Annotated in this window: 33 protein-coding genes; 32 read left to right on the top strand and 1 reads right to left on the bottom strand. The window is 67.0% G+C overall.

Annotation, left to right across the window (positions count from 1 at the left end):
- Nucleotide 1: 1 nt before the first annotated feature.
- From PSA7680_RS12245 to PSA7680_RS12100, 32 genes are all read left to right on the top strand, one after another.
- Nucleotides 2-544 (top strand): DUF3486 family protein, encoded by a 543-nt coding sequence (locus PSA7680_RS12245; RefSeq protein WP_085869009.1) that lies wholly within the window; start codon nt 2-4, stop codon nt 542-544.
- Nucleotides 544-2,172 (top strand): hypothetical protein, encoded by a 1,629-nt coding sequence (locus PSA7680_RS12240; RefSeq protein WP_085869008.1) that lies wholly within the window; start codon nt 544-546, stop codon nt 2,170-2,172. Before PSA7680_RS12245 ends, PSA7680_RS12240 begins: the two co-directional genes overlap by 1 nt.
- Nucleotides 2,172-3,746, top strand: a complete 1,575-nt coding sequence (locus tag PSA7680_RS12235) for a DUF935 domain-containing protein (protein ID WP_085869007.1) — start codon at nt 2,172-2,174, stop codon at nt 3,744-3,746. Before PSA7680_RS12240 ends, PSA7680_RS12235 begins: the two co-directional genes overlap by 1 nt.
- Nucleotides 3,733-4,833, top strand: coding sequence for a phage head morphogenesis protein (locus PSA7680_RS12230; protein ID WP_085869006.1), 1,101 nt, complete (start codon nt 3,733-3,735; stop codon nt 4,831-4,833). Before PSA7680_RS12235 ends, PSA7680_RS12230 begins: the two co-directional genes overlap by 14 nt.
- Before the next feature lie 296 nt (nt 4,834-5,129).
- The gene (locus PSA7680_RS12225) at nt 5,130-6,191 is read left to right on the top strand and encodes a phage protease (protein ID WP_085869005.1); all 1,062 of its coding nucleotides are present in this window, start codon (nt 5,130-5,132) and stop codon (nt 6,189-6,191) included.
- Nucleotides 6,191-6,598, top strand: coding sequence for a hypothetical protein (locus PSA7680_RS12220; protein ID WP_085869004.1), 408 nt, complete (start codon nt 6,191-6,193; stop codon nt 6,596-6,598). Before PSA7680_RS12225 ends, PSA7680_RS12220 begins: the two co-directional genes overlap by 1 nt.
- Nucleotides 6,599-6,609: 11 nt before the next feature.
- Nucleotides 6,610-7,500, top strand: coding sequence for a Mu-like prophage major head subunit gpT family protein (locus tag PSA7680_RS12215; RefSeq protein WP_085869003.1), 891 nt, complete (start codon nt 6,610-6,612; stop codon nt 7,498-7,500).
- 11 nt (nt 7,501-7,511) lie between these two features.
- Nucleotides 7,512-7,769, top strand: a complete 258-nt coding sequence (locus tag PSA7680_RS12210) for an HI1506-related protein (protein ID WP_085869002.1) — start codon at nt 7,512-7,514, stop codon at nt 7,767-7,769.
- Between the two features lie 6 nt (nt 7,770-7,775).
- On the top strand, nt 7,776-8,204 hold the full coding sequence (locus tag PSA7680_RS12205; protein ID WP_085869001.1) for a gp436 family protein: 429 nt from the start codon (nt 7,776-7,778) through the stop codon (nt 8,202-8,204).
- Complete coding sequence (locus PSA7680_RS12200) at nt 8,204-8,668, top strand: phage virion morphogenesis protein (RefSeq protein ID WP_085869000.1); 465 nt, start codon at nt 8,204-8,206, stop codon at nt 8,666-8,668. The genes PSA7680_RS12205 and PSA7680_RS12200 overlap by 1 nt, the downstream gene beginning before the upstream one ends.
- Nucleotides 8,665-9,153, top strand: a complete 489-nt coding sequence (locus tag PSA7680_RS12195; protein ID WP_085868999.1) for a Gp37 family protein — start codon at nt 8,665-8,667, stop codon at nt 9,151-9,153. The genes PSA7680_RS12200 and PSA7680_RS12195 overlap by 4 nt, the downstream gene beginning before the upstream one ends.
- Entirely contained in the window at nt 9,146-9,406 is a 261-nt protein-coding gene (locus PSA7680_RS12190) for a hypothetical protein (protein WP_085868998.1), read from the top strand. The genes PSA7680_RS12195 and PSA7680_RS12190 overlap by 8 nt, the downstream gene beginning before the upstream one ends.
- Nucleotides 9,407-10,855, top strand: a complete 1,449-nt coding sequence (locus PSA7680_RS12185; protein ID WP_085868997.1) for a phage tail sheath subtilisin-like domain-containing protein — start codon at nt 9,407-9,409, stop codon at nt 10,853-10,855.
- 14 nt (nt 10,856-10,869) lie between these two features.
- Nucleotides 10,870-11,394 carry a phage major tail tube protein gene (locus PSA7680_RS12180; RefSeq protein WP_085868996.1) on the top strand — a complete coding sequence of 175 codons (525 nt, stop codon included), beginning with the start codon at nt 10,870-10,872 and terminating at the stop codon, nt 11,392-11,394.
- Between the two features lie 84 nt (nt 11,395-11,478).
- Nucleotides 11,479-11,781 (top strand): phage tail assembly protein, encoded by a 303-nt coding sequence (locus PSA7680_RS12175; RefSeq protein ID WP_085868995.1) that lies wholly within the window; start codon nt 11,479-11,481, stop codon nt 11,779-11,781.
- Nucleotides 11,782-11,786: 5 nt separating this feature from the next.
- The gene (locus PSA7680_RS18955; protein WP_245824609.1) at nt 11,787-11,909 is read left to right on the top strand and encodes a GpE family phage tail protein; all 123 of its coding nucleotides are present in this window, start codon (nt 11,787-11,789) and stop codon (nt 11,907-11,909) included.
- 224 nt (nt 11,910-12,133) lie between these two features.
- Entirely contained in the window at nt 12,134-15,925 is a 3,792-nt protein-coding gene (locus PSA7680_RS12170) for a phage tail tape measure protein (protein WP_085868994.1), read from the top strand.
- 11 nt (nt 15,926-15,936) lie between these two features.
- Complete coding sequence (locus tag PSA7680_RS12165; RefSeq protein WP_085868993.1) at nt 15,937-16,458, top strand: phage tail protein; 522 nt, start codon at nt 15,937-15,939, stop codon at nt 16,456-16,458.
- A 1-nt stretch (nt 16,459) separates the two neighbouring features.
- A complete protein-coding gene (locus PSA7680_RS12160) occupies nt 16,460-16,684 on the top strand; it encodes a tail protein X (RefSeq protein WP_085868992.1) in 225 nt (74 codons plus the stop codon).
- Nucleotides 16,681-17,661 (top strand): phage late control D family protein, encoded by a 981-nt coding sequence (locus PSA7680_RS12155; protein WP_085868991.1) that lies wholly within the window; start codon nt 16,681-16,683, stop codon nt 17,659-17,661. Before PSA7680_RS12160 ends, PSA7680_RS12155 begins: the two co-directional genes overlap by 4 nt.
- 10 nt (nt 17,662-17,671) lie before the next feature.
- Nucleotides 17,672-18,115, top strand: a complete 444-nt coding sequence (locus tag PSA7680_RS12150; protein ID WP_176244131.1) for a phage baseplate assembly protein V — start codon at nt 17,672-17,674, stop codon at nt 18,113-18,115.
- 123 nt (nt 18,116-18,238) lie between these two features.
- Nucleotides 18,239-18,610 carry a GPW/gp25 family protein gene (locus PSA7680_RS12145; protein WP_085868989.1) on the top strand — a complete coding sequence of 124 codons (372 nt, stop codon included), beginning with the start codon at nt 18,239-18,241 and terminating at the stop codon, nt 18,608-18,610.
- The gene (locus PSA7680_RS12140; protein ID WP_085868988.1) at nt 18,597-19,697 is read left to right on the top strand and encodes a baseplate assembly protein; all 1,101 of its coding nucleotides are present in this window, start codon (nt 18,597-18,599) and stop codon (nt 19,695-19,697) included. The genes PSA7680_RS12145 and PSA7680_RS12140 overlap by 14 nt, the downstream gene beginning before the upstream one ends.
- A complete protein-coding gene (locus PSA7680_RS12135; RefSeq protein ID WP_085868987.1) occupies nt 19,690-20,715 on the top strand; it encodes a phage tail protein I in 1,026 nt (341 codons plus the stop codon). Before PSA7680_RS12140 ends, PSA7680_RS12135 begins: the two co-directional genes overlap by 8 nt.
- Before the next feature lie 7 nt (nt 20,716-20,722).
- Nucleotides 20,723-21,160 carry a hypothetical protein gene (locus tag PSA7680_RS12130; RefSeq protein ID WP_085868986.1) on the top strand — a complete coding sequence of 146 codons (438 nt, stop codon included), beginning with the start codon at nt 20,723-20,725 and terminating at the stop codon, nt 21,158-21,160.
- Nucleotides 21,161-21,177: 17 nt separating this feature from the next.
- Nucleotides 21,178-22,095, top strand: coding sequence for a hypothetical protein (locus tag PSA7680_RS18850; RefSeq protein WP_217808342.1), 918 nt, complete (start codon nt 21,178-21,180; stop codon nt 22,093-22,095).
- A 9-nt stretch (nt 22,096-22,104) separates the two neighbouring features.
- Nucleotides 22,105-22,455 carry a hypothetical protein gene (locus tag PSA7680_RS12120; protein ID WP_085868985.1) on the top strand — a complete coding sequence of 117 codons (351 nt, stop codon included), beginning with the start codon at nt 22,105-22,107 and terminating at the stop codon, nt 22,453-22,455.
- A gap of 5 nt (nt 22,456-22,460) precedes the next feature.
- Nucleotides 22,461-23,540, top strand: a complete 1,080-nt coding sequence (locus PSA7680_RS12115; protein WP_085869079.1) for an SUMF1/EgtB/PvdO family nonheme iron enzyme — start codon at nt 22,461-22,463, stop codon at nt 23,538-23,540.
- A 74-nt stretch (nt 23,541-23,614) separates the two neighbouring features.
- Entirely contained in the window at nt 23,615-23,962 is a 348-nt protein-coding gene (avd, locus tag PSA7680_RS12110) for a diversity-generating retroelement protein Avd (RefSeq protein WP_085868984.1), read from the top strand.
- A gap of 295 nt (nt 23,963-24,257) precedes the next feature.
- Nucleotides 24,258-24,422, top strand: a complete 165-nt coding sequence (locus tag PSA7680_RS18845; protein ID WP_217808341.1) for a hypothetical protein — start codon at nt 24,258-24,260, stop codon at nt 24,420-24,422.
- A 60-nt stretch (nt 24,423-24,482) separates the two neighbouring features.
- Nucleotides 24,483-25,334, top strand: a complete 852-nt coding sequence (locus PSA7680_RS12105) for an RNA-directed DNA polymerase (RefSeq protein WP_275936534.1) — start codon at nt 24,483-24,485, stop codon at nt 25,332-25,334.
- The gene (locus PSA7680_RS12100) at nt 25,331-26,128 is read left to right on the top strand and encodes a DNA adenine methylase (RefSeq protein ID WP_085868983.1); all 798 of its coding nucleotides are present in this window, start codon (nt 25,331-25,333) and stop codon (nt 26,126-26,128) included. The genes PSA7680_RS12105 and PSA7680_RS12100 overlap by 4 nt, the downstream gene beginning before the upstream one ends.
- Nucleotides 26,129-26,146: 18 nt before the next feature.
- Here the strand turns inward: PSA7680_RS12100 and PSA7680_RS12095 are convergent, their stop codons facing one another.
- Complete coding sequence (locus PSA7680_RS12095) at nt 26,147-26,491, bottom strand: CidA/LrgA family protein (protein WP_085868982.1); 345 nt, start codon at nt 26,489-26,491, stop codon at nt 26,147-26,149.
- Between the last annotated feature and the right edge of the window lie 175 nt (nt 26,492-26,666).

Raw genomic sequence — 26,666 nt, 5'->3', positions numbered from 1 at the left:
CATGGCCCGACCCTCCACGATCCAGCGCCTGCCCGGTGAGCTGCGCGAGCTGATCTCCGATCTGCGCAGCCAGGGCCGCACGATCGACGAAATCCTGTCCAAGCTGCGCGAGCTCGATGTCGATGTCTCGCGCTCGGCACTTGGCCGCCACGTCAAGCAGCTCGACAAGATCGGGGACGAGATCAGGCGATCGCGCGCGGTTGCCGAGGCGCTGGTCCGCCAGTATGGCGATGCGCCCGAAAGCCGCGCGGCGAAGATGAACATCGAGCTGATGCACAGCCTGGTCACCCGGCTGATGATCTCCGAGGAGGGCGAGCGGGCCGAGTTCGAGCCGCGCGAGGCGATGCAGATGGCAACAGCCCTGCAAAAGCTCGTCCAGGCATCGAAGCAGGACGTCGATCGCGAGACGCTCGTGCGCAAGGAGTTTGCCCGCAAGCTGGACGAGGCTGTCGCCGCCGCCGAAGAGGCGGGCGAGCGGGGCCTGTCGCCCGAGCGGCTGGCCGAGCTGCGGCGCGGCTTCCTGGGCGTGGGCCGGGCAAGCTGATGGCCGAGCTTCCGAGCATCCATGACGCACCACCGCGCAGCCCGGTCGATGACCAGATCCCCGGCATGCTGCCGCCCGAGGACCTCGACCCGCTGGCCGAGGGTATCCTCATGGCGCATCAGCGCGCCTGGGTGGAGGATCAGTCGCCGCTCAAGCTGGCCGAGAAGGGACGCCGGACGGGCGTCACCTTTGCCGAGGCGCTGGACAGCACCCTGATCGCGGCCGCCTCGCGCGCGGCCGGGGGCGATCACACCTGGTATATCGGGGACACCAAGGACAAGGGCCTGGAGTTCATCTCGGTCTGCGCGCGCTTTGCCAAGTCGATCGCGCGCGAGCTGGTCGACATCGAGGAGTTCCTGTTCGAGGACAAGCAGCCGGACGGGACCAGCCGGTTCATCAATTCCTACCGCATACGCTTTGCCAGCGGCTTCCAGATCGCGGCACTGTCGTCGAACCCCGCCAACATCCGGGGTCTTCAGGGTCGGGTGGTGATCGACGAGGCGGCCTTCCACCGCAACGTGGCGGCCGTGATCGACGCCTGCAACGCGCTGCTGATCTGGGGCGGCGTCATCCGCATTATCTCGACCCATAACGGGGCTTTGAACCCCTTTAATGAGCTGATCAAGGAGACCCGCGAGGGGCGCTATGATTACCGCATCCACCGGATCACCTTCGATGACGCGGTCCAGAACGGGCTCTATGAGCGCGTCTGCCTGATCCGGGGCTGGGAGGCCACGCCCGAGGGCAAGCGCGACTGGTACGCCCGTGTGCGCCGCTCCTACGGGACGCGGGTCGAGGCCATGCGCGAAGAGCTCGATGCGATCCCGCGCGAGGGCGAGGGCGTCCTTCTGCCGCTTGCCTGGATCGAGGCCGCATCGCGCGCCGACTATGTGGTCAAGCGCTGGGAGGCCCCCTCGACGGGCTTCCTGGACCTTCCCGAGCAATACCGCCGCGCCGAGATGCTGGACTGGCTGGAGCGCGAGCTCGCGCCGGTCATCAAGACCTTCACGCCCGAGCTTGGCCCCTTCGCCCTGGGCGAGGACTTCGGCATGCGCCAGGACCGCACGTCCTTCGTGATCGGATACACGGCGCAGGACCTGTCGCGTCATGTGCCGCTGATCGTCGAGCTGCGCCAATGCCCCTACGACCAGCAGAAGCAGGCGCTCTACTGGATCGTGGATCGCCTGCCCCGGTTCCAGAAGGGCATCCTGGACGCCAACGGCAACGGCATGGCGCTGGCCCAGGAGGCGCGCCAGAAGTTCGGCCCCGACATGATCACCGAGCTGATCGCCACCGATGCCTGGCATCGCGAGTTCACGCCCGGTTTCAGGAGCGCCTTCGAGGATCGGACCATCTTCATTCCGGCCGACCGGGATGTGCGCGATGACCTGCGCCAGATCACGATGATCGGCGGCGTGGGCAAGGTTCCGCGCGACGTGCGCACCAAGGGCACCGATGGCGGCAAGCGCCATGCCGACACCGCCGTGGCGCTGATGAATTTTTACGCGGCGACCCAGGCCGAGAGCTTCGATTACGGCTACCGCGCCGCCTCGGACCTGCGCGCCGGGGACCGCGATCATGATGACCGGGCGGGCACCGCCCGCTTTGCAAGAAAGGGTGCGTGGTAATGGCCAGGCTTCTGGATCAGTATGGTCGGCCGGTGGATCTGACGCGCCTGCGGCAGGAGCAGGCCGAGCCGACGCTCTCGGGGGTGCGCTCGATCCTGTCGGGGCACCCGGCTCAGGGGCTCACGCCCGCCAAGCTCACGCGGCTCTTGCGCATGGCCGAACAGGGGGACGCCACCGCCTACCTGGAGCTGGCCGAGGAGATGGAGGAGAAGGACCTCCACTATCTGTCGGTGCTGGGCACCCGCAAGCGCGCGGTGGCGCAGCTGGAGATCACCGTCGAGAGCGCCTCGGACGAGGCGGCCGACATCGAGAACGCGGACCTGATCCGCGACTGGCTGCGGCGCGAGGAGCTGGAGGACGAGGTCTTCGACATCCTCGACGCGATCGGCAAGGGCTTCTCGGTCACCGAAATCATCTGGGACATGTCCGAGCGGCAATGGTGGCCTGCCCGCCTCAAGCGCCGCGACCAGCGCTGGTTCGAGTTCGACCGGGAAGACGGCGAGACGCTCTACCTCAAGGGCCTGTCGGGGGCCGAGGATCTGTGGCCCTTCAAGTATGTGACGCATTTCGCCGCCGCCAAGTCGGGTCTGCCGATCCGGGGCGGGCTGGCGCGCGCCGCCGCCTGGGCGTATCTCTTCAAGAACTACGACCTGAAGGACTGGATCACCTATATCGAGGTCCATGGCCAGCCGCTGCGCGTGGGCAAGTACCACAGCGGCGCGACCGAGGCCGACAAGGAGGTGTTGCTGCGCGCGGTGGCCAATATCGGGTCGGACGCGGCCGCGATCATCCCGTCGAACATGATGATCGAGTTCGTGGAAGCCGCGAAGTCCGGCGGCGGCACCGGCACCGACATCTACGAGAAGCTGGCCAACTGGCTCGACAAGCAGGTGTCGAAAGCGGTGCTGGGCCAGACGCTCACCACCGAGGTCTCGGGTGGATCGCTGGCGGCCGCGCGCGTCCATGACGATGTGCGCCGCGACATCATGCGCGCCGATGCCCGCCAGCTGGCCAGCGCGCTCAACCGCGACATCGTCCGTCCGCTGATCGACCTCAACCGGGGGCCGCAGAAGCGCTATCCCCGGATCTCGATCGGCCTGCCCGTGGCGATCGACACCAAGCAGTTTGCCGAGGCGCTCGGACTCCTGGTCGACCGGGGGCTGAAGGTGGAGCAGAGCGTGGTGCGCGACCGCATGGGCCTGCCCGATCCCGACGAGGATGGCGAGGTCTTGCGGCCGATGGGTGCCGCCGATGCCGCGCCGCCGCCCGCCGCACCGCCGCCCGCGCTGCAGGCACATGGCCATGCGCCCGGATGCAGCTGCCATGCGGCCGCCCCCGATGCGCTCGACGCCCTGGCCGACGACATGGCCGACGACTGGCGCGAAGTGGTCGATCCGATGGTCGACCCGATCCGGCGGCTGATGGACGAGGCGGGCAGCCTGGAAGAGCTCCGCGGCCGGCTGGCCACGATCATCGCGGAGATGGACACGGCCGCGCTGGAGGAGATGCTTCTGCGCGGCAGCTTCAGCGCGCGGCTGGCAGGCCAGGTGGAGGCGGACATTGGCGGGGATTGACCTCACGGCGCTGGCCCCCGAGGAAGCGGTCGAGGCGTTCCGCCGCAAGGGCTACGAGCTGACCTTCGACTGGCGTGACATGCAGCGCGACGAGCATTCGCGCGCCTTCACCGTGGCCAAGGTTGCCTGCCTCGATCTGCTCACCGATATCCGGCGCGCCGTCGATGCCGCGATCTCCGAGGGGATCACCCTGCGCGAGTTCGAGCGCCGCCTCACGCCGCTCCTCCAGGAGCGCGGGTGGTGGGGGCGGCAGGCGATGACCGACCCGCTGACCGGCGAGACCCGCGATGTGCAGCTGGGCTCGCCCCGCCGCCTGCGCATCATCTACGACACGAACCTGCGCATGGCCTATGCCGCCGGTCGCTGGGAACGCATCGAGCAGGTGGCCGAGCGGCGGCCCTGGCTGCGCTATGTCGCGGTGCTCGATGACCGGACGCGCGACCAGCACCGGCGCTGGCACGACACGGTGCTGCGCTGGGATGACCCGTGGTGGAACCAGCATGCGCCGCCCAATGGCTGGAACTGCCGCTGCACGGTCCAGCAGCTCTCGGATCGCGACATCGCCCGGCGCGGCCTGGCACCTTCCGATCCGCCCAGTGCGCCCGCCCGCACCTGGGTGAACCGGCGCACCGGCGAGGTGCGCCAGGTGCCGGGTGGCGTGGATCCGGGGTTCGATTACAACGTGGGCCGGTCCAACATGGACCACCTGCGCGCGACCACGGCCGCCAAGCTCGATGCTGCATCGCCCGATCTGGCGCGCGAGACCATCGCCAGCCTGGTCCGCAGCCCGGCCTTCGACAGCTTCCTGCGCTCGCCCGGCGCGGGGCGCGCGGGCTATCCCGTGGCGACCGGCGGGCAGCGCCTGGGCGGCAGCCTGGAGACGGTGACGCTTCCGCCCGAGACGGCGCAGCGCCTGGCGGGCACGCTCACGGCCGAGGACTGGCGGCGCGCCCAGGCGGCGATCGACGCGGGCGCGGTCACGACATCGCAGGCCGGGGCCACGATCGAGGGCGCGGGATATGTCCTTGAGGTCGAGGCCCGCGACGGCCGCGTCGAGATCCGCGACATGCGTCCGGCGCGCCCGTGAGGGGCGCAAAACCCCATATGGCCCCAGAGCGCGCTCAGAGCGCCGTGGAGCGGCCTCCTGTCCTGTCCGCACCCTCCGGGCGTCCGAAGTCCTTAAACGCGCCTTAAATGCGTTTAAGGGGGGTCTATGGCGATCCGTGATCTAAGGGGGCAGGGTCTATCCGCAACCCGCGCCGCGCCGGGTCCGGTTGCGGGGGACATCTGTCCGGGTGTGACCATCCGCCTGCATCCTTAAAGCTTGCCCAAGAGCGGTCGGCAATCAAGCCGGATCGTCACGAAAAAGGGCAAGAACCACCGATGACCTTGATGCTGGCAACCCATGCCGCCCCTTTGACGGGGAGCGCTTCGGGGCGGGCCCCGGAATGGGTGCATCTGATCCCTGCCGGGCAGTTCGCCGGGCGGGATGGTCGGGGTCCGTATGTGCTGCAGGATGCCGAGGCGGTGATCGCGGCATCGACCCGCGACGGCCTCGACTGCGTGATCGACTACGACCACCAGACCGATCTGTCGGCGGTCAAGAATGTGGGGGGCACCGCGCCCGCCGCCGGATGGATCGTCGCGCTTGAGGCGCGCGCCGATGGCATCTGGGGCAAGGTCCAGTGGACCGACAAGGGTGCGGCGGCCGTGGCCGCGCGCGAGTATCGCTACATCTCGCCGGTCTTCCTTCACACCCGCAAGGGCGAGGTCAAGGCCGTCCTGCGCGCGGGCCTCACCAACAATCCCAACCTTCATCTGACGGCGCTTGCCGCTCAGGAACCCAAGCTCCAGTCCGAAGGAGATGACATGGAAGAGCTTCTTGCAGAACTGGCGGCCGCCCTCGGCCTGCCCAAGGACAGTGATCGCGCGGCCGTGGTGTCGGGCGTGACCGCGCTGGCCACCAGCGCCGATGCCGCCGCCAACGCCATCGCGGCCATGGCCCAGGCGGCGGGTGTCGAGCCCGCCGAGGATCCCGCCGCGACCGCGACCGCCGTCCAGGCGGCCGTCACCGCCCTGGGCAAGAAGGATGCGGGCGCGCCCGATCCCAACAAGTTCGCCCCGATCGAGGTGGTCACCAGCCTGCAGGCGCAGGTCAAGACGCTGATGGACGAGCGCGCCGCTGGCGTGGTCGACCAGGCAATCAAGAGCGGCAAGGTGCCGCCCGCGAACCGCGACTGGGCCGTGGCCTATCACGCCAAGGACCCCGAGGGCTTTGCCAAGTTCCTCGAAGGCCAGCCCGCGATCCTGATGCCCGGCGCGAAGCCGGGGGCCAAGGTCGAGACCGACAACGGCACCCTCGATGCCGACGACTTGGCGGTCTGCTCCGCGATGGGCCTGACGCCTGAAGAGTTCACCGCCATGCGCAAGAAGGAGGCTGTCTGATGGCCGCGCTGACCAAGGATCGCAACACGCCCGAACGCTCGGGCAAGGACTTCCAGTTCCCGGTGGCCGCCGCGACCCGCATCTTCGCGGGCTCGCTGGTGGTGCTCGATGCCGGTGTCGCCAAGCCCGGTGCCACCGGTATCGGGCTGGTCGCGGTCGGCCGGGCCGATGCCCATGCCGACAACAGCGGCGGCAGCGCGGGCGACGTGACTGTGCCGGTGCGCACCGGCGTGTTCCGTTTCGCCAATTCCGCCGGGGCCGACGAGATCACCTTGGCCGATGTCGGCGCAGATGCCTGGATCGTGGATGACCAGACGGTTGCCAAGACCGATGGCACCGCTTCGCGCTCGAAAGCCGGGCGCATCATGGACGTCGATGCACACGGCGTCTGGGTTTCGATCGGCTAAGGAGGCTACACATGATCATCAATCAGGCCAATCTTGACCGCCTGTTCACGGGCTACAGCGCCGCCTTCCAGCGCGGCCTCGGCCAGGCGGACCCGCAGTGGAGCCGCGTTGCCACGCGCGTTCCGTCCACCACCCGCGAGGAAAAATACGCCTGGCTCGGCCAGACGCCCAACTTGCGCGAGTGGATCGGGGACCGCGTCATCAAGTCGATCGAGGCGCATGACTACTCGATCAAGAACAAGTCCTGGGAAAGCACGATCGAGGTCAGCCGCGACGACATCGAGGACGACACCTATGGCGTCTATTCGCCGCTCTTCGAGGAAATGGGCCGCTCGACGGCGGCGCATCCGAACCAGCTGGTCTTCAGCCTGCTGGGTCAGGGCTTCTCGACCGCCTGCTACGATGGCCAGTATTTCTTCGACACCGATCACCCGGTGCTCGACGAGGACGGCAAGGTCACCTCGGTGTCCAACACCGGCGGCGGCTCGGGCGATGCCTGGTTCCTGATCGACGACAGCCGCGCGCTCAAGCCGATCCTCTACCAGGTGCGCAAGGACTACAACTTCGTGCGCCAGGATCGCGAGGAGGACGAGAACGTCTTCATGCGCAAGTCCTTCCGCTACGGCGTCGACGGCCGCTCGAACGTGGGCTTCGGCTTCTGGCAGTTCGCCTATGGCAGCAAGCAGCCGCTGGACAAGACCAACTACAAGGCCGCGCGCACCGCGCTGATGGGCATGAAGGGCGACTATGGCCGCCCGCTGGGCCTGCGCCCGCGCCTCTTGGTGGTGCCGCCCGCGCTGGAAGAGGCCGGGCTGGAGCTTCTGAACGCCGAGCGCGATGCGACCGGGGCGACCAACGTCTACCGGGGCACCGCCGAGCTGCTCGTCTGCGAATGGCTGTAAGGAGAGGCACCATGGCAAAGATCCCCGCGCTGCGCATCACCGCCCGCCGCGACGGCTTCCGTCGCGCCGGGATCGAGCACGGCGCTTCGCCCGTCGATCACCCGCTGGCCAGCCTGTCCAAGGCGCAGATCGCCCAGCTCAAGGCCGAGCCCGCCCTCGTGGTGGTCGAGGTCGAGATCGACGATCCCGATGCAGCCGAGCCCGCCAAGCCCGCCGCCGCCGCGCGCGGCGGGGCCAAGACCGAGACGAAGTCCGAACCGAAGGCTTGATGACCCATGGCTTACGCCACATCCCAGGACATGATCGACCGCTTCTCCGAGCAGCAGCTCGTGGAGGTCACCGACCCCGAGATCCTCACGATCAAGGTGGCGGCGCTCGATCGTGCCCTGGAGGATGCCTCGGACGAGATCGATGGCTACCTGGAGGGGCGCTACCGGCTGCCCCTTCAGTCGCCGCCGCGCTCGCTGCGCATCCTGGCCTGCAACATCGCGATGTACCGGCTGCTGTCGCTGCGCCAGATCGACGTGATGGAAGACCAGCGCCAGCGCTACGAGGACGCGATCAAGTATCTGCGCGCCGTGGCCAATGGCGACATCAATCTCGGGCTCAACCAGGCGGGCCAGACCGTCGATCCGGCGGGCGGCCCGACCCTTGTCGCAGGACCGGAGCGGACGTTCAGCCGCGACCGGCTGAAAGGCTTCTGATGTCCGGGGGCGGTGTCAGTGTTACCGTCCGTGTCGAGGACGAGGGGTTCCGCGAGGCGCTCACCCGTCTGATCCAGCGCAGCATGACGCTGCAGCCGGTCTTCGAGGAGATCGGCTCGGCGCTGCAGGCATCGACCGAGGATCGCTTCGAGGCCGAGACCGGCCCGGACGGCCAGGCATGGGCCGCGCATTCCCCGGTCACGCTGCTCCGGCGCGGGGCCAGCGCCAAGAAACTGCGCGACCGCAACCACCTTTACCAGTCGCTGAGCTATGCCGCCGGGCGGCTGCAGGTGGCGGTTGGCACGAACCGGACCTACGCCCGCATCCACCAGCTGGGCGGACAGGCCGGGCGCGGCCGCAAGGTCACCATCCCCGCGCGCCCCTACCTGGGCGTGAGCGCCGATGACCGCCGCATGATCGGGGAAATCCTGACAGACCACCTGGCCGAAGGGATGCGCCCATGATCCGTGATATCGAAGAGGCCATCGTCGCCCGGCTGGCCGGGTCGCTCGACAAGCTGCAGGTGGCGTCCTTCCCCGACAAACCCGACGCCTTCAAGATGTCGCACCCCAACGGCGCGGTGCTGGTGGCCTATGGCCGCGAGGTCTACTCGAAGCCGCGCGACCTGTCGCTGGTGGTCCAGGAGCGCAAGATCGAGTGGGACATCTCGATCCTGACGCGCAACCTGCGCACCCATGTCGGGGCCTATGACGTGCTCGACGCGGTGCGCATGCTGCTGACCGGCTGGCGCACCGAGGGCTGCTCGAAGCTGATGCCGGTGCGCGCCGAGTTCATCGATCAGAACCAGGGCGTGTGGACCCACGTGCTGACCATGACGCACACGATCACCACGGTCGAGTGCCATGAGGAAGAAGACCTGCCTGCGCTCAAGCGGGTCAACACCGCCGACGATTACGGCACCACCGATACGGAGACCATCAATGGCTAAGTACCTTTACAGCGGGCCGATGTCCGCTGCCACGCTGGATGACGGCACCGACGTGATCCTGTTTCCCGGACGGGAGGTCACGCTTCCGGCCGAAAACGCCTGGGTGAAGACCCTCGTGGCCCAGAAGTACCTGACGCCGGTCGCAGCCCCCAAGGCCGCGCCCGCGCCCAGCCGCAGCTCGGCACCCGCCGCCACCACCAAGACGAAAACCGAAAGCCCGGCATCCGCCTCGGGCGAGAAGGAGGGAAAGTAAATGGCCGCCAACTTCCTGCATGGCGTCGAGACCATCGAGATCGACAAGGGGCCGCGCCCGATCCGGGGCGTGAAGACCGCCGTGGTCGGCCTCGTGGGCACCGCGCCGATCTTCCAGGTCGACGGGGCGCTCGCCAGCCTCAACAAGCCGGTGCTGATCCAGTCCGACCGGGATGCCGCCCGCTACTTCGGCACCCAGATCGAGGGCTACACCATCCCCCAGGCGCTCGACGCGATCTTCGACCAGGGCCGCGGCATCGTCGTGGTGGTCAACGTGTTCGACCCCGAGACCCATGTCACCGCCCAGGCGGCGAAGGACGTGACCTTCGGCGCGGACGAGACGGCCGACCTTGGCCACAAGGGCGTGTTCGGCCTGGTCCTGACCGATGCCACCGCCACGACCACCTATGTCGCGGGCACCGATTACACGCTCGACCCGGCCACCGGTATCGTCACCCGCCTGCCCGGCGGCGCGATCTCGGCCGCCGAGACGGTCAAGGCCGCCTATGACTTTGCCGATCCCGAGAAGGTGCTGCCCTCGGACATCATCGGCGCGGTCGATGTGTCGGGCAACCGCACCGGCATGCAGGCGTTCCTCGACTGCTATGCCGAGATGGGCTTCTGGCCGAAGATCCTGATCGCGCCGGTCTACGGCACGCTCACCTCGGTCACGGCCGAGCTTGACGTGATGGCGGGCAAGCTGCGCGCCATCGCCCTGGCCGACGCGCCGATCGGCACCACCATGGCCGAGGCGATCGCCGGGCGCGGGCCGAACGGGTCGATCAACTTCAACACGTCGAGCGAGCGCATGGTGCTGTGCTATCCGCACCTGAAGGTCTATGACCTGGCGACCGACACCGAGCGGCTTGAGCCCTACAGCCAGCGGCTGGCGGGCGTGATCTGCGCGGTGGACAATGACGAGGGCTACTGGGTCAGCCCGTCGAACCACGACATCAAGGGGATCGTGGGCGTCGAGCGCCGCCTGTCGGCCATGATCAACGACCCGACCACGGACGTGAACCTGCTCAACGAGAACGGGATCGTCACGGTCTTCAACTCGTTCGGCTCGGGCCTGCGGGTCTGGGGCAACCGCTCGGCCGCCTGGCCCTCGGTGACCCACCCCAAGAACTTCATCCCGATCCGCCGGGTGGCCGACATGCTGCATGAAAGTGTCGAGCTGTCGATGCTGCAGTTCATCGACCGCCCGATCAACCAGGCGCTGATCGACGACATCCGCGAAAGCGTGAACAGCTTCATCCGCACCCTGATCGGGCGCGGGGCGCTGATCGACGGCAAGTGCAGCTACGACCCGGCGAAGAACGAGGCCACCCAGATCGCGGCGGGCCACCTGGTCTTCGACATCGAGTTCATGCCGCCGACGCCTGCCGAGCGGATCACGTTCGAGAGCTTCATCAACATCGAGCTGCTCAACCAGCTCGGCGGCCAGTGAAAGGGGCCTGACCCATGAGCAACAAGATTGCGATCAACCACCTGACCAACGTCAACCTCTACATGAACGGCTCGTCGCTCCTGGGGCGCGCCGAGGAGCTGGAGCTGCCGCAGGTCAAGCACAAGATGCAGGAGCACAAGGCGCTCGGCATGGTGGGCACGGCCGAGTTCTTCTCGGGCGTCGAGAAGATGGAATGCAAGGTCAAGTGGGCCTCGTTCTATTCCGAGGTGCTGCGCGAGGCGGCCAACCCGTTCAAGACGGTGCGGCTGCAGGCGCGCTCCAGCCTGGAGACCTATACCGGCCAGGGCCGCACGGCCGAGGTGCCGGTCATGGTCTCGCTGATTGCCGCCTACAAGGACTTCCCGCTGGGCTCCTTCAAGCAGCATGATCGCGTGGTGCCCGACAGCAACCTGTCGGTCTATTACGCCAAGATGGAAATCGACAGCCAGGAGATCTTCGAGTTCGACGTGCTAGAGAACATCTACAAGGTCGCGGGCGCGGATGTGCTGGCCACCTACCGCCTGAACATCGGCGGCTGATCCCCGCGCTGATCTTCTCCTGGCCGGGCGCGATCCGGCCGGGGCTGACCCTCTGAACCCCTGAAACGCTGAAAAGGAAAGACCATGAGCGACAAGACCGACACCGCCACCAAGGCCGACGACACCCGCACGATCACGCTGCCCGCCTCGGGCAAGGTGGTGGTGCTGCGCAAGGGCAAGGGGCGCGACATGCGCATCGCCGCGCGGCACGTCAATCCGGCGACCGACCCGATCGGCTATTCGATGGCGCTGGCGGCGGCGCTGGCCACGATCGATGGCAATGCGGTGCTGCCCGAGGACCTGGACGAGATGGACATGGAGGACGTGACGGCGATCATGGGTGGCCTGCCGGGAAAATCCCTACCCCAAGGGATGCCTTCGCCCTGATCACGGTGACGAAGTGGTCGGCGGCCGAGGTGGACGGGATGGAGATCACCGACCTCAACGACTGGATCGAAGAGGCCGTCGATCACGCCAAGGCGGTCAGGGACGCTCGCGAAGCCGCGCAGCCTTAGCGGCTTCATGCCGGGCTACGCCTTCGCGCCAGCCTGATGCAAGGGCTTCCACAATGCGGGGCGCAAACCAGACCGAGCCTTTCAGGGCGAGGCGCAGGGCAAGCAGAAGCGTGAGCGCGATACCGATCAACGCTCCGATCCCGAAGAAAAAGAAGAAGGGTGCCAGAAACGATCCAACCGACATCGCGCCACCTCTTGTTTGTCACGAAGGACAATAACCCGAAATGGACAGCATCTTCAACCTTTCGGTCATCATCGCCGCCGTTGACAACCTGACAGGTCCGGTGCGCGAGATGGTGCGGTCGATGGAGGGGCTCGACCGGATGGCCGCGCGCGGCCGCGAGATGCAGGACTGGGGCACCCGCATGTCGATCGCGGGGGCGATGACGCAAGGGGCCGCCAACCAGATGATGGCGGCGATCAACGGCCCGATCGAGGCTGCCGCCCAGTTCGAGCAATCCATGGCGCTGGTGCGCGCCGTCACCACCAACATCACCGGCGACGAGTTCGAGGCGCTGAGCGCCCAGGCGCGCGAGCTGGGGGCCACCACCGCCTTCTCGGCCAGCCAGGTGGCCGAGGGCATGGGGTTCCTGGCGCGCGCAGGGTTTGACGCGCAAGAGCAGATGGCGGCGATGCCGTCAATGCTGGCACTGGCGCGCGCGGGCGCGGTCGACCTGGGCACCACCGCCGATATCGCCTCGAACATCCTGTCGGGCTTCGGGCTCGATGCGGCCGAGATGACGCGGGTCGCGGATGTGATGGTGGCGACCTTCACCACCGCCAATACCGATATCCCGATGCTGGGCGACACGATGCGCTATATCGCGCCGGTCGCCCGCGCCGCTGGCATGAGCCTGGAAGAAGCCGCCGCGATGGCGGGTCTTCTGGGCAATGCCGGTATCCAGTCGAGCCAGGCGGGCACCACCCTGCGCGCCATGTTGCAGCGGCTGGCCGCGCCCTCGCGCGAGGCGGCGGCGGCGCTTGACGCCATGGGCGTGTCAGTGGCCGACGAGCAGGGCAACATGCGCTCGATGGTCACCATCCTGGGCGAGGTGGGCGATGCGATCGGGGATCTGGGTACCCAGCAGCAGCTCGATATCATCGGCACGATCTTCGGGGTCGAGGCGGCGGCGGGCGCGGCCGAGCTGCTGGCGCAGGGCCAGTCGATCGGGGATTACGTCGACCAGCTGATGGCCAGCCAGAGCCGGGCGGCGCAGGTCGCGGCCGAGATGGGCGACAACTTCCGGGGCGCGCAGACCGAGTTCGCCTCGGCCATGGAGGGGCTCAACATCACGCTGGGCACGATGCTTCTGCCGGTACTGACCGATGTGGCGCGCGCGGCCACCGGCGTGGTGCAGTCGATCGAGGGCTGGGCCGAGGCCAATCCATGGCTAGCCGAGACCGCCATGAAGGTGGCGCTGGTGGGTGCTGGGGTGCTGGCCGTGGTCGCCCCGATCCTGTCTGCTGTGGGTGCTATGGGTATCCTCCTCGGCGTTGGCATGCAGGTGGTGGCGCGGATCGGAACCGCGTTCGTATGGCTTGCCCCCAAAATACTTGCGGCTTCATGGTCGGTGGGCGTCTTTGCTGCCCGCCTCCTCCTCGGGGCGGCGACGGCGATCCCGTCCTTCATCTCGGGGCTGGTGGCGATGGGCGCGGCGGCAGCGGGCCGGGTGGTGGCTGGCTTGCGCGCGGCGGCGGCGGCGGCGCGGGCCTTTGGCCTTGCGCTGATGGCCAACCCGATCGGGCTGGCGGTGGCCGCGATCGCGGCCGGGGCGCTGCTGGTCTGGTATTACTGGGAGCCGATCTCGGAGTTCTTCGTCGATCTCTGGGCGGACGTTCAAACGGCCTTTGAAGGGTTTTCAAGCTGGGTGACAAGCTGGTGGTCGCGGGTCACCGGCTGGCTGGCGCAAGGGCTCGACTGGGCGCGCATGATCCCCAGCCTGAGCTGGGCGGATTTCGTGGGGCTTCTGACCTGGGAGAACTTCCTGACCGCCCTCGACTGGGCGTCGTGGCTGATCCCGCTGCGCTGGCTGGACTTCATTCCTGGCTTCAGCTGGGCCGAGGTGATCGGCGCGGTGCTCGACTGGGCCGATTGGATCACCAGCCTCTCGTGGTCCGAGTTCGTGGCGCTCTTCACCTGGGACAATGCGCTTCAGGTGCTGGACTGGGCCTCGTGGATCCTGCCGATCCGCTGGCTTGACTTCATCCCCGGCTTCAGCTGGGCCGAGGTGATCGGCAGTGCGCTGGCCTGGGGCGACTGGATCACGTCGCTCGACTGGTCCAGCTACATCCCCGCCTTCAGCTGGGCCGAGGTGATCGGCGCGGTGCTCGACTGGGCCGATTGGATCACCAGCCTCTCGTGGTCCGAGTTCGTGGCGCTCTTCACCTGGGACAATGCGCTTCAGGTGCTGGACTGGGCCTCGTGGATCCTGCCGATCCGCTGGCTTGACTTCATCCCCGGCTTCAGCTGGGCCGAGGTGATCGGCAGTGCGCTGGCCTGGGGCGACTGGATCACGTCGCTCGACTGGTCCAGCTACATCCCCGCCTTCAGCTGGGCCGAGGTGATCGGCGCGGTGCTCGACTGGGCCGATTGGATCACCAGCCTCTCGTGGTCCGAGTTCGTGGCGCTCTTCACCTGGGACAATGCGCTTCAGGTGCTGGACTGGGCCTCGTGGATCCTGCCGATCCGCTGGCTTGACTTCATCCCCGGCTTCAGCTGGGCCGAGGTGATCGGCAGTGCGCTGGCCTGGGGCGACTGGATCACGTCGCTCGACTGGTCCAGCTACATCCCCGCCTTCAGCTGGTCGGAGGTTCTCGGCGCGATCGGGTGGGACGCGCTGATCGGTGTCGAGCGACTGCGCGCCGCCTGGCAGGCCGTGCGCGACTTCCTCGGCGGCATCGAATGGTCCTCCATGCTGCCGGAGTTCGACTGGGGCGACATCATCCCCGATCTTCGGCCCGCGCTCGACGCGATCCTTGGCCCCGGTGCCGACGCGCCGCTGCTCGACCAGCTTTCCTTTGTGCGGGCGGGTGACGGCTTCTTCTACGGCTGGTCGGAGGGTGTCGAGCTTGTCAATCAGTATCGCCAGGGGCTGATCGGGCTGGACGAGCTGCACGAGCGGGTCAGCGGCGAGGCGGGCACCTGGACCTCGACCGGGGCCATCGCGCAAAGGCTGCAGGACATCATCGAGGCTTCGGCCGAGTTCCAGGCCATGACGGGACAGGCCCCGCCCGCCCAGATCGTGGACCCCCAGACGCTGGCCGAGGCCGAGGCCGCCGCCTCGCGCCTGGCTGAAACCCTGCCGCAGATCGATGCGGCGGCGGCGCAGACACGGGCGGCTGTCGGTGCCGAGCTGACCGCAGTGCAATCCGCCGTCTCGTCCGCAATACAATCGGTGACCTCCTTGCTGGCTGGGGTCTCCCTTCGCTCGCATGGCATCGCCTTCATGCGCACCCTGGCCGAAGGCATCCGCGCCGGTGCGGCGCAGGCGATCGAGGCCACGCGCGAAACCGTCCAGGCCATGCGCGACCACCTGCCCCATTCGCCCGCCAAGGTCGGCCCGCTGTCCGACCTGGACCGGGTGCGGTTTTCCGAAACGGTTGCCGGGGCCGTGCGCCCTGCGCCCGCCGTGGCGGCTGTGCATCGCCTGACCGCCGGGATGGCGGCGGCGCTGGCCGGGGCCACCATGAGCCTGCCCGCCATGGCCGCCCAGGTCCCCGAGATCGGCCGGACCAACCTCCCGGTGCTGCAGGCCGCCAGCGCCCTGCCGCAGGTCGGCCTGACCGGCGAGCCGGGCAGCGCCCCCGCCATGGCCGCGACCGGCGCAGCCGGGACCGATGCCGGGACGCGGGTCGAGATCAACTTCAACCCCACCATCACCATGCAGGGCGGTGCAGGCGGCGGCGACGGCTTCCAGTCGCGCGAGCAGATGCAGGAGCTCTTGCGGTCGATGGGTCATGAGCTTGTGCAGCTGGTCCACGATGAGCTGGCCCGCCAGTCCCGCCGCGATTACTGAGGAGAGACCCCATGTTCGCAATGCTCGGCCCGATCAGCTTCCGCCTCATCACCTATTTCGAGGGCGTCACCAACAAGCGGTCCTGGGATTACGCCAAGCATGACGTGATCGAAGGAAAGCCGCGCCTGCAATACATGGGCGAGGCGCTGGAGGAGGTCACGATCGACCTCGTGTTCCATGTCAGCTACTGCAACCCCGAGGCCGAGCTCGCCAAGCTGCGTATCGCGGGCACCATGCGCACCGCGCTGCCCTTCATCTACGGCTCGGGCCAGTATGTCGGCATGTTCGTCATCAAGCAGATCCAGTCCACCACGCGCCAGACCGACCGGCGCGGCGGGCTGGTGGCGGTGGTGGCCAAGGTGACCCTGATGGAGCATGGGGGCCTGGGTGGCCTGCTGGGTGCGATCATCAGCGTGGTCAACAATGCTGCCCGCTCCTCGGGGGCTGGGTCGAATGTCCAGACCGCACCGGCGGCCGCACCGCCCTCCGGCTCGCCCTCTTCGGTGCCGCCGTCCAGCATCGTGAGGTCCTGAGATGGACTATGTCGAGCACCTGACCTCGGACAACGACCGCTGGGACCTTCTGGCCTGGACCTACTACGGCGACCCGCATCTTTATGAACCGATCATCCTGGCCAACCCGACCGTGCCGATCCGGCCCTTCATCGAGGCCGGGCTGCGCCTGCGGATCCCGGTGATCGCGGATGAGGTGGTACTCGATCGCGATCTGCCGCCCTGGAAGCGGGGCCGCCAGGCATGATCGTCCCCGAGGCCAAATGGGTTCTGTCCTATTCCGGGGTGGACATCACCGGCGACATCGCGGGCGATGCGCTGATGATCGTCTATACCGATGCCGATCACGGCAAGTCCGACGAGATCGAGGTCCGGCTTGAGGACCGCATGCACCGCTGGAAGGGCAGCTGGTATCCCGAGAAGGGCGACGTGATGGACCTCATGATCGGCTGGATCGGCCGGGGCCTGCTCCCTTGCGGCAAGTTCGAGGTGGACGAGATCAGCTTCGACGGCCCGCCCGACACCGTCACGGTGCGCGGCCTGGCCGCCCCGGTGACCGCGAGCCTGCGCACCACCAAGACCCGCGCTTTCGAGAACAAGACCCTGCGCCAGATTGCCGAGCAGGTCGCGGGCGAGCACGGTCTGACCGTCGAGGGCGAGATCGAGGGCATCACCATCAAGCGGGTCACCCAGAACGACGAGCGCGACCTTGAGTTCCTGCGCCGTGTTGCCGATGAATACGCCCATGTCTTCGCGGTGCGCGACACGGTCCTGTTCTTCTCGACCATCGCCAGCCTTGAGGCGCAAGACCCGGTGGCCCTGATCCCGCGCACCGAGATGAAGCGGTTCTCGTTCACCGACAAGACCCACGAGGTCTACAAGGAATGCACCCTGTCCTACCACGATCCCGAGACCGCGCAGCTGATCTCGGTCACGGTCCAGGCCGAGGACATCACCACCGGCGACACGCTGAAGGTCCGCGCGCGGGTCGAGAGCGAAGCCCAGGCCCGCACCCGCGCCGAGGCCGAGCTGAAGCGCGCCAATGCCAAGCGCCTGCGCGGGCGCATAGAGATCGTGGGCGATCACCGCATGATCGCGGGCAACGTGATCGAGGTGGCGCTGATGGGCAAGCTGTCGGGGCGCTACTATGTCGAAACCTCCCGCCACCGCATCGAGCGCGGCGCGGGCTACACAACCGAGATCGAGGTGCGCCGTGTCGCTTAGAATTGGCATCGTGACAGAGATCGACCCGGCGACCGCCAAGGGCCGGGTCCAGTTCCCCGACCATGACAACGTGCAATCCTACTGGCTGCAGGTGCTGCAGGGCCGTACCCGCACCGACCGAACCTACTGGATGCCCGCCGTGGGCGAGCATGTCGTCGTGATCATGGACCAGGGCGAAGAGGCGGGCGTCATCGCGGGCGCGATCTACTCGGCCGCCGATGCCCCGCCCTCGTCCGACCCAAATGTTCACACCATCGTCTATGGCGACGGCGCATCGCTGACCTATGACAAGGGCGGGCAGACCTTCACCCTTTCGGTCGGTGGCACCACGGTCGAGATATCGCCTGCCGGGGTGGCGATCACCTCCCCCAGCCTGACCCATAACGGCACCAATGTGGGCGACACCCATATTCACCCCGAAAGCATCGGGGTTGTCACCGGGCCTCCCCAGTGAGCCTTTGGGTGCTTGGCGTGATCGCAAAAGGCGGTTACGGTTAGCCATCTCCTGACATTGCGGCACCCGACCCGGACACCTGTCCGGGTATGATCTCGCGCGGGCGCGGGCCATGGTCCGGCCATGGTTCAGGATATCCGCAACATAACCGCCGCAGACTGGCAGCCGCGTCTCGATGCGCATGGCGAGGTCGTCGCAGGCATCGACGACATCAATCAGTGCATCCGCACGATCCTGATGACGCCCAAGGGCTCGGTCCCGCACCGGCCCGAGTTCGGCTCGGACCTGTGGCGCTACATCGACCTGCCGACCAGCGAGGCCGCCCCCCATGTGATCCGCGAGGGGATCGATGCGCTGCGCCAATGGGAGCCGCGCATCGAGGTGGTGCGGATGGTTCCGATCGAGCTGTCGGCACATCTGCACATCACGGTCGAATGGCGGCTGGATGGTCGGGGCGAGATGATCGCCACGGAGGTGCGCGATGTCGCTGCCTGAGCCGAACTTCGTCGATCGCGATCCGGCCGCGCTCACCGCCGAGATGGTGGCCGATTACCAGGCGTATACCGGCCGCAAGCTGCAGCCCGCCCAGGTCGAGCGCCTGATCATCGACCTGATCGCCTACCGCGAAAGCCTGATCCGGGTGGCCATCCAGGAGGCGGCCAAGCAGAACCTGCTCGCCTTCGCCGCCTTCCCGATGCTGGACTACCTGGGCGAGCTTCTGGGGGTGGAGCGCCTGGCCGAAGCCCCGGCGATCGTCACGCTTTCCTTCACCCTGACCGAGCCGCGCGCCTCGGCCACCGTCATTCCGGCCAAGACGCGGGTGCGGACCGGCGATGGCCGCGTGGTCTTCGCCACCGACGCCGCCGCAGAGATCCCCGCAGGGGCGCTGTCGATCGAGATCGGGGCCAAGGCGGAAACCGCCGGGCCTGCGGGCAACGGCTACATTCCGGGGCAGGTGTCCTCGCTCCTCGATCCGCTGCCTGGCGTCACCGCGACCAACGTCTCGGTGACCTATGGCGGGCGCGCCGGTGAAACCGATGACCGTCTGCGCGCGCGCATCCAGCAGGCCCCCGAGAGCTTCTCGGTGGCGGGTCCGGTCGGGGCCTACCGCTGGCATGCGGTCAGCGCGCATCAATCCATCATCGACGCCGCCGTGCTGAGCCCGCGCCCCGGCCTCGTGCGCATCCACATCCTGACCGACACCGGCCTGCCGGGATCCGAGATGCTCGATCTGGTGGCCGAGGTGGTCTCGGATGACAAGGTCCGCCCGCTGACCGACAAGGTCGAGGTCGCGGCCCCTGCCCGCGTGGGCTACCAGATCGCCGCGCAGGTCACGCTCTATCGCAACGCCGATCCGACCAGCACCATGGCTGCCGTCCAGAAGGCGGCCGAAGCCTATGCGGCCGAGCGGCGCGCCGGGCTTGGTCGCGACCTTGTGCCCAGCCAGTTCATCTCGGCACTGTCGGTCGCGGGCGTCTATCGCGTCGAGCTGAACACGCCCGCCTGGCGCGAGCTGGGCGCGGAGGAATGGGCCGATTGCGAAGGCATCGCGATCACCCTCGCGGGGTCCGCAGATGGCTGACGATCTGCGCCTTCTGCCTGCCGGGATCGATGACGAGCGCAGCCGCGCGCTGCTGAAGCTGATCGGGCGGCTCGACAATCTCGACCTGACCACGCTGCTGGTCTACCGCATCGACGATCTGCCCGAGGATGCCTTGTCGCTGCTCGCTTGGCAGTTCAACATCCTGGGCGACGATGGCTGGGATCTGGCGACCACCCCCGAGGAGCGCCGCGCCCTGATCCGCCGCGCGCTCGATCTGCACCGCCATCGCGGCACACCCTGGGCGATCCGTGAGGCGGTCAAGGCGCTCGGCTATGCCGATGCCGAGATCGTCGAGGGCCTGCCGATCGCGCTTTATGACGGCGACAAGACCTACTCGGCCGTCGAGACCTATGGCGGCGGCACCCGCTGGGCGCTGTTCCGCGTCCTGCTGGACCTGGGCGAGAACAAGGGGGTGGATGCCGCGCAGATCACCCGCCTCGTGGCGCTGATCGAGCGCTGGAAGAATGCCCGCTCGCACCTGGTGGATATCGGGTTCCGGGCGGGGGTCGAGGACAGCCTTGAGCCGGACGAGGAAGCTGACACCACCGTTCGGCATTTCGCGGAAGACGTGCTGCCCTGGGGGCGGCGCTATGACGGCGCGATCCGCCATGATCACGGCACCCGGCACCTGCATGATGCGGCTCTGGCCCATGACGCCTCGGCCGATTACTCGGGCTGGGGCGAGGCGGGCGAGCGCCATGACAGTCAGCGCGTCCTGCTGGCAATGGGGATCGACCTTGCGGCCGAGGACCGGATCGAGGTCTCGCCCTCTTACAATGGCCACTACCTGCACTCGGCCATCAACTATGGCGCGGACCAGCCGCCGATGGCCGATCTTGCCATGCCGATCCGGCTGACGCGCCACATCCGGCATGATGGCCGGTATCGCCACGCGGGCGACCTTTACGATGGATCGATCGGGCACTCGGGCGCGCGCCCGTTCTACACCGGCGTGTTCCATTCAGGCCCCGTTACCACCGATTTAACCGCTTATTGAGGGTGCCATGAACGCCACCGAAACCATCGCCCTGAGAGGCTCGCTCCTGATCAACATCCGCCGCAGCGGGGTCCTGATCGACTGCTGGCGCGACGACAACATGATCATGGTGGGCGCGCGCACCGCGCTGGCCCAGCTGATCGCGGGCGACGGCGCGGGCAAGACCATCAACCGCATCGGGGTCGGCACCAATGGCAGCGGGCCAACGCCCGACGACACCGCCCTCACCGCGCCCTTCATCAAGAACCTGCAAGGCCACAGCTACCCCGGCCCTGGCCGGGTGCAGTTCGACTGGAGACTGGAGACCGCCGAGGCGAACGGCAAGGTCATCCGTGAGTTCGGCCTGATCACGGTCGACAGCACCCTCTTCGCCCGCAAGACCCGCGCCCCGATCGAGAAGGCCGACGACATCAGCCTCGACGGGACCTGGACCATCATCTTCTAAGAACAGGAGCCGCACTCATGGCGAACTTGCCCGAAACCACAACCTACCCCTCCGGGATCTACCAGATCGAGCTGACCGACCCGGTGGTCGGCGGCCCGGACGGTATCTCGAACGTCCAGGCCAAGCAGCTGGCCAACCGCACCGCCTGGCTGAAGGAAAAGGCCGACGAGCTGGTCGCCGCGCGCGGCGGCTTTGCCAACCTGGGCGACCGGCTGGCAGGCTATGACGCCTTCTCGCCCGAACAGCAGGTCGCGATCCTCGCGGGCATGCAGGAGGCGCTCGGCCTCGGCGGCGTCCTGGCGCGCGAGATGCAGGTGCTGCGCAAGCGGGTGCTGGCGCAGGGGTCCGTGGTCATCAAGAACAAGCACGTCATCACCGGGATGGTGTTGAGCAAATCCGACATCCGCGCCCTGCATCTGTCGCAATCCGGCACGGTCGGGACCGGCGTCAGCCGCGCCAAGATCGACGGGATGATCGTGTCGCTGGCCGATGACGACTATCACGTCTCGGTGCCCTTGAACGAGACCAGCGAGGCGCTGGACTACTATGCCTTCCTGATCGGCTCGGGCAGCAGCTACGAGGTACAGATCGCGCAGGAGGTGCCCGACAACGGCCTGCCGCTCTACCGGGTGACCGTGCCCGCCAACAACACCGGCAACAGCCTGTCGGCGGTCACGCTAACCGATCTGCGCGTGATCCAGGCCGCGAACGCCTGGCTGACCACCTTCGATCCCTGGGCATCGGTGTCCTTCCCCGAGGCGCTTCCGGCGGCCGACTATGCCGTGGAGCTGGAGGTCGAGAGCGCCACCGATCCGGCGGCGGTCGGAACGCTCGTGGTCTACGACAAGGCCCGCAACGGCTTCAAGCTTCGCCAGACGGGCAGCGCGGACAATGTCCATGTCCGCTGGACCCTTCTCAATCCGCGCTACCAGTGAGGACGCACCATGAACATCATCCACATGAACGAGGGCCACAAGATCACCGCATCGCTCGATGAGTGCATCCTGACCCTGGGCGGCAGCCTGACGATCGACATCGACGAGGAGCAGCGCGACGTCGAGCGCGTGATCACCGTCTTTGCCGATGCCAGCGGCGCGCTGTCTTTCGAGGGCGACACCTTCGCCGCCGTCATCACCATTCCGCCGCGCCGCTATGCGGAGGAGGTGACCGAGACCATCGACGGGGAAGAAGTGACCCAGACCGTCTCGGTGCCGCAGCCCTGTCAGGTTTCGGCCGTGACATTGCAGCTTTGGGCGGTGCCCGAAGCGAACGAACCCACTGAAACAGAGGAGTGACCTTCATGGGGATCACCATTTCCACGCCTGACGCCCTGCGCCAGTCTGTCGAGGTCGCATCGGGCGGCGTCAACACCGTGCTCTATGACGCGAAGGGCTATCCTTCGGTCATGTGCGTGGTGCCGCGCTTCAACATCGAGGACATCGACCCGGCGCTCGGCTCGGGCACCCACCCGGCCTTCATCGTCGGCGGTGTCCAGAAGTCCGAGATCTTCGTCGGCAAGTTCCTGGCGCGCGTTCACGACAACCACGCCCTGTCGATGCCGGGGCAGGACCCTTCGGCCTGGATCAATTTCGACACCGCCGATGCGCTGTGCTCGGTCAAGGGGCCGGGCTGGCACATGATGACGAATGCCGAGTGGTCGGCCGTCGCGCTTTGGTGCTGGAAGAACGGCTTCATGCCGCGCGGCAACACCAACTGGGGCCGCGATCACGCCCAGACCTACGAGACCGGGCGGCGGCAGGATGGCGGCGCGCCGGGCGATGCGACCGGCACCGCCCGCACCCTGACCGGCTCCGGCCCGGCCAGCTGGTTCCACGACAACAGCCCGGCGGGCATCGCGGACCTGACCGGCAATGTCTGGGAATGGCAGCGCGGCCTTCGCCTGGTCGATGGCGAGATCCAGATCATCCCCGACAACAACGCGGCGGCCACGGATGCCGATCATTCGAACGCCAGCACGCTCTGGCGCGCGATCATGCCGGACGGCACCCTGGTGACGCCCGGCACCTCGGGCACCCTGAAATGGGACGCGACCGGGGCAACCGGCACGGGCAGCCCGCAGCTGGCTACCTCGGTGACCAGCCAGTCGGACGGGACCACCTCGGCCTCTCAGCAATACAAGGACCTCACGGCCGCCGCGGGCGTGACCGTGCCGAACCTGCTGAAGCTTCTGGGCATGTTCCCGCATGACGCCACGATCGAGCGTGGGCGCTTCTACATGCGCAACGAGGGCGAGTGTCTGCCGCTCCGTGGGGGCGGCTGGGCCCGCGGCGGCAATGCTGGCGTCTTCGCCCTCCTCCTGAACAGCGCGCGTTCGCACGTGAGCACGTACATCGGCTTCCGGCCCGCTTTCGTGATCTGACATCTGATCACCTGATTTCTGCCGGGGCGGGCGATAGCCCGCCCCTTGCCCTTGAACCAACGAAGGAGGGTGCGGTGGAGGACCTTAAAATCCGCCGTAAATGCGAGGATATGATCGCATATGGCTATGTCGTGTTGCGGCAATTTCCCAAGGCTGAGCGCCACGTGCTCAGCCAGGAAATCCGCAACACGATGTGGAACCTGCTTCGTCTGATCATCATCTGCAACAAGCGGTACTTCAAGAAGACCACGATGCAAGACCTGGACGCGGAGCTCGACTTGCTGCGCAGCCAGGTCAGGATGGCCCAGAAGCTCGGATACCTCTCATTCAAAAGCTACGAAGTCTGGGGTCGTCATCTTGATGAGATCGGCCGCATGATCGGCAGCTGGTTCAAGAGCTTGCAGGAAAGGGGGCGCGGGTAATGTGGCTTGAGCGTCTGCCGATCCGTGGGGGCAACTGGAACAACGGCGGCAATGCTGGCGTCTTCGCCCTCAACCTGAACAACGCGCGTTCGAACGCGAACACGAACATCGGCTTCCGGCCCGCTCTCGGGGAACGCCAGAAGTCGCAGCCTCAAGGGGCTGCTTCCAGTGCACCTTCGAAAGGACCTGTGCTCCTCGGCCAAGTGCCGAAAGAAGTGAACAGGCCGGAGCGGGACAGTAGCCATCGGCTGGTGGTGACCCCTCGCTCCGGCCGAGCCCCGCGAAAGGCGGCTTGATGGCCAAGACCTACAAGAACCTGTTCGAGCATCTGACAACCTTCGAGGCCCTGCATCGCGCCTATGGCCGCGTCGTGAAGGGGCGGCGGCATCAGATGGACGTGATCCGCTTCGAGACCAACCTCGAAAGCAACCTGATCGAGATCCAGAACAGCCTTCTCTGAAAAACCTACCAGACCGGGCCTTACCGCAACTTCAAGGTCTTCGAGCCCAAGGAGCGCGACATCGCCGCGCTGCCGATCAAGGACCGCATCGTGCAGCATGCGCTGGTCGAGACGATTGACCCGATCTGGGCCTCGCGCTTCATCTTCGACACCTATGCCTGTCGGCCTGGCAAGGGCACCCATGCGGGTGCCGATCGCGCCCAGGCATTCCTGCGCGCCACCCTGCGCGAGCACGGGCAGGTGTTCGTTCTCAAGGCCGACATCGCCAAGTACTTCCCCTCGATCTGCCATGACGTGCTCAAGCGGCTGATCCGCCGCCGCGTGGCCTGCAGCGACACCCTCTGGCTGATCGACAACATCATCGACAGCACGGCCGAGGCGGGCGATCCGCTGCCGCGCGGGATCCCGATCGGCAATCTGACCTCGCAGCTCTTCGCCAACATCTACCTGCACGAGCTGGACGAGTTCGTGAAGTTCGACCTCCGCGAAAAGCAGTACCTGCGCTACATGGACGACTTTGCTGTCGTCGGGCATGACAAGGCCCACCTCCACCAGGTGCGCCGCGACATCGAGGACTTCCTGCATGCCCGCCTGGGGCTGCGCTGCAACCACAAGACCCAGATCTTCCCGGTCGCGCCCAGCAACGGCCGCGCGCTCGATTTCCTTGGCTACCGCATCTGGCCCACCCACCGGAAGATCAGGAAGGACAGCGCAGGCCGGATGCGGCGCAAGATGAAGCGCATGGCGCGGCTCTATCGCGAGGGCAAGACGACCTGGGATCAGGTTCATCAGGTCATCATGAGCTGGATCGGCCATGCCGGTCACGCCAACACCTACAAGCTGCGCACCCGCGTCCTGTGCGATGTGCCGTTCATTCCGCCACCGCTTGAAGTCCAAAGGAGGGCCAAATGACCAAGCTGACGGCCGTCGAGCCCCTGACCCCACTCGCGCCCTACCTGGGCGGCAAGCGCAACCTTGCGCGCCATATCATCCAGCGGATCGATGCCATTCCGCATGACTGTTATGCCGAGGTGTTCGTCGGCATGGCGGGCGTGTTCCTGCGCCGACATCAGGCCCCGAAGTCGGAGGTGATCAACGATTACAGCCGGGACGTGGCGACGTTCTTCCGCATCCTGCAGCGGCACTATGTGGCCTTCATGGACATGATGCGGTTCCAGCTGACCACCCGCGTGGAGTTCGAGCGCCTGGTCGCCACCGACCCCGAAACACTCACCGATCTGGAGCGCGCAGCCCGGTTCCTCTACCTGCAGAACACGGCCTTCGGCGGCAAGGTTTCGGGGCGGAATTTTGGGGTCGCGCCCGACCGCCCGGCGCGGTTCGACATCACCAAACTGGGCACCATGCTGGAGGAGGTTCACAGCCGCCTGGCGCGCGTGGTGATCGAGTGCCTGTCCTATGAGAAGTTCATCACCCGGTACGATCGGCCGGGCACCCTGTTCTATCTGGACCCGCCCTACTGGGGCAACGAGGGCGACTATGGAAAGGGCATGTTCGGTCGCCCGGACTTCATGAAGCTGGTCATCCTGCTCCACCAGATCGAGGGGCGGTTCCTGTTCTCGATCAACGATCGACCCGAGGTTCGGGACCTGTTTGCCGGGTTCAATATCGAGCCCGTGGAGACCACCTACACCGTCGCCAAGGGCGGCGCGAAGCGGGTCGGAGAGCTCATTATCAGCAACGTTTGAGGGGCGTTTAAACCCCGCTCAAATCGGCGCTCCGGGAGTGTGCAAACCTTGTGTCTGGATTGCGCAAACCTTGTGTCGCGCTATAGAGATGACGAGCGAGACGGTCACCGGCACCAGCCCCTCCCCCAGCAGCCGCAGGTGCAGCACGACGCCCGCGCCCGCCGGCACGAAGAGGAGCGAGAGGTTCTGAAGCAGCCCGCGTGCGGCCACGTCCAGCCCCTCCGGCACGGCGCCCCGCCACATCAGGAAGGCAAAGAGCATGACCATTCCGGCCACCGGTCCGGGCACGGGCAGCCCGAGGCTGCGCATGAGCAGTTCGCCGAGGAACTGACAGGTGAAGATGAGGGTGAGATAGGCCAGCATGGTGTCTCCGGTCGCTTTCGGCGGGCTGGGCTGCCCGCCGGCCGAGCCTAGGTCGTGAACTCATAAACGGGATTCCGTTTTTGGCGGTGTGATGATTCACTTTCGGAAACGGAGGTGAGCATGACGGGCAGACACGATGTGAGCGATGCGGAATGGGCGGTGATCTCGCCGCTGT

This window comes from Pseudoruegeria aquimaris (assembly GCF_900172235.1).
Taxonomy (GTDB): domain Bacteria; phylum Pseudomonadota; class Alphaproteobacteria; order Rhodobacterales; family Rhodobacteraceae; genus Pseudoruegeria; species Pseudoruegeria aquimaris.
This window is presented reverse-complemented; position numbering and strand designations above follow the sequence as displayed.

Coding starts and splice junctions, on each gene's coding strand:
- PSA7680_RS12240 (WP_085869008.1), top strand. CDS start 544: ATGGCCGAGCTTCCGAGCATCCATGACGCACCACCGCGCAGCCCGGTC.
- PSA7680_RS12130 (WP_085868986.1), top strand. CDS start 20,723: ATGAACGCCACCGAAACCATCGCCCTGAGAGGCTCGCTCCTGATCAAC.
- PSA7680_RS12200 (WP_085869000.1), top strand. CDS start 8,204: ATGTCCGGGGGCGGTGTCAGTGTTACCGTCCGTGTCGAGGACGAGGGG.
- PSA7680_RS12215 (WP_085869003.1), top strand. CDS start 6,610: ATGATCATCAATCAGGCCAATCTTGACCGCCTGTTCACGGGCTACAGC.
- PSA7680_RS12210 (WP_085869002.1), top strand. CDS start 7,512: ATGGCAAAGATCCCCGCGCTGCGCATCACCGCCCGCCGCGACGGCTTC.
- PSA7680_RS12220 (WP_085869004.1), top strand. CDS start 6,191: ATGGCCGCGCTGACCAAGGATCGCAACACGCCCGAACGCTCGGGCAAG.
- PSA7680_RS12115 (WP_085869079.1), top strand. CDS start 22,461: ATGGGGATCACCATTTCCACGCCTGACGCCCTGCGCCAGTCTGTCGAG.
- PSA7680_RS12205 (WP_085869001.1), top strand. CDS start 7,776: ATGGCTTACGCCACATCCCAGGACATGATCGACCGCTTCTCCGAGCAG.
- PSA7680_RS12145 (WP_085868989.1), top strand. CDS start 18,239: ATGGTTCAGGATATCCGCAACATAACCGCCGCAGACTGGCAGCCGCGT.
- PSA7680_RS18850 (WP_217808342.1), top strand. CDS start 21,178: ATGGCGAACTTGCCCGAAACCACAACCTACCCCTCCGGGATCTACCAG.
- PSA7680_RS12235 (WP_085869007.1), top strand. CDS start 2,172: ATGGCCAGGCTTCTGGATCAGTATGGTCGGCCGGTGGATCTGACGCGC.
- PSA7680_RS12160 (WP_085868992.1), top strand. CDS start 16,460: ATGGACTATGTCGAGCACCTGACCTCGGACAACGACCGCTGGGACCTT.
- PSA7680_RS12095 (WP_085868982.1), bottom strand. CDS start 26,491: ATGCTGGCCTATCTCACCCTCATCTTCACCTGTCAGTTCCTCGGCGAA.
- PSA7680_RS12120 (WP_085868985.1), top strand. CDS start 22,105: ATGAACATCATCCACATGAACGAGGGCCACAAGATCACCGCATCGCTC.
- PSA7680_RS12175 (WP_085868995.1), top strand. CDS start 11,479: ATGAGCGACAAGACCGACACCGCCACCAAGGCCGACGACACCCGCACG.
- PSA7680_RS12245 (WP_085869009.1), top strand. CDS start 2: ATGGCCCGACCCTCCACGATCCAGCGCCTGCCCGGTGAGCTGCGCGAG.
- PSA7680_RS12170 (WP_085868994.1), top strand. CDS start 12,134: ATGGACAGCATCTTCAACCTTTCGGTCATCATCGCCGCCGTTGACAAC.
- PSA7680_RS12185 (WP_085868997.1), top strand. CDS start 9,407: ATGGCCGCCAACTTCCTGCATGGCGTCGAGACCATCGAGATCGACAAG.
- PSA7680_RS12140 (WP_085868988.1), top strand. CDS start 18,597: ATGTCGCTGCCTGAGCCGAACTTCGTCGATCGCGATCCGGCCGCGCTC.
- PSA7680_RS12100 (WP_085868983.1), top strand. CDS start 25,331: ATGACCAAGCTGACGGCCGTCGAGCCCCTGACCCCACTCGCGCCCTAC.
- PSA7680_RS12180 (WP_085868996.1), top strand. CDS start 10,870: ATGAGCAACAAGATTGCGATCAACCACCTGACCAACGTCAACCTCTAC.
- PSA7680_RS12165 (WP_085868993.1), top strand. CDS start 15,937: ATGTTCGCAATGCTCGGCCCGATCAGCTTCCGCCTCATCACCTATTTC.
- PSA7680_RS18845 (WP_217808341.1), top strand. CDS start 24,258: ATGGCCAAGACCTACAAGAACCTGTTCGAGCATCTGACAACCTTCGAG.
- PSA7680_RS12155 (WP_085868991.1), top strand. CDS start 16,681: ATGATCGTCCCCGAGGCCAAATGGGTTCTGTCCTATTCCGGGGTGGAC.
- PSA7680_RS12190 (WP_085868998.1), top strand. CDS start 9,146: ATGGCTAAGTACCTTTACAGCGGGCCGATGTCCGCTGCCACGCTGGAT.
- PSA7680_RS12135 (WP_085868987.1), top strand. CDS start 19,690: ATGGCTGACGATCTGCGCCTTCTGCCTGCCGGGATCGATGACGAGCGC.
- PSA7680_RS12195 (WP_085868999.1), top strand. CDS start 8,665: ATGATCCGTGATATCGAAGAGGCCATCGTCGCCCGGCTGGCCGGGTCG.
- PSA7680_RS12225 (WP_085869005.1), top strand. CDS start 5,130: ATGACCTTGATGCTGGCAACCCATGCCGCCCCTTTGACGGGGAGCGCT.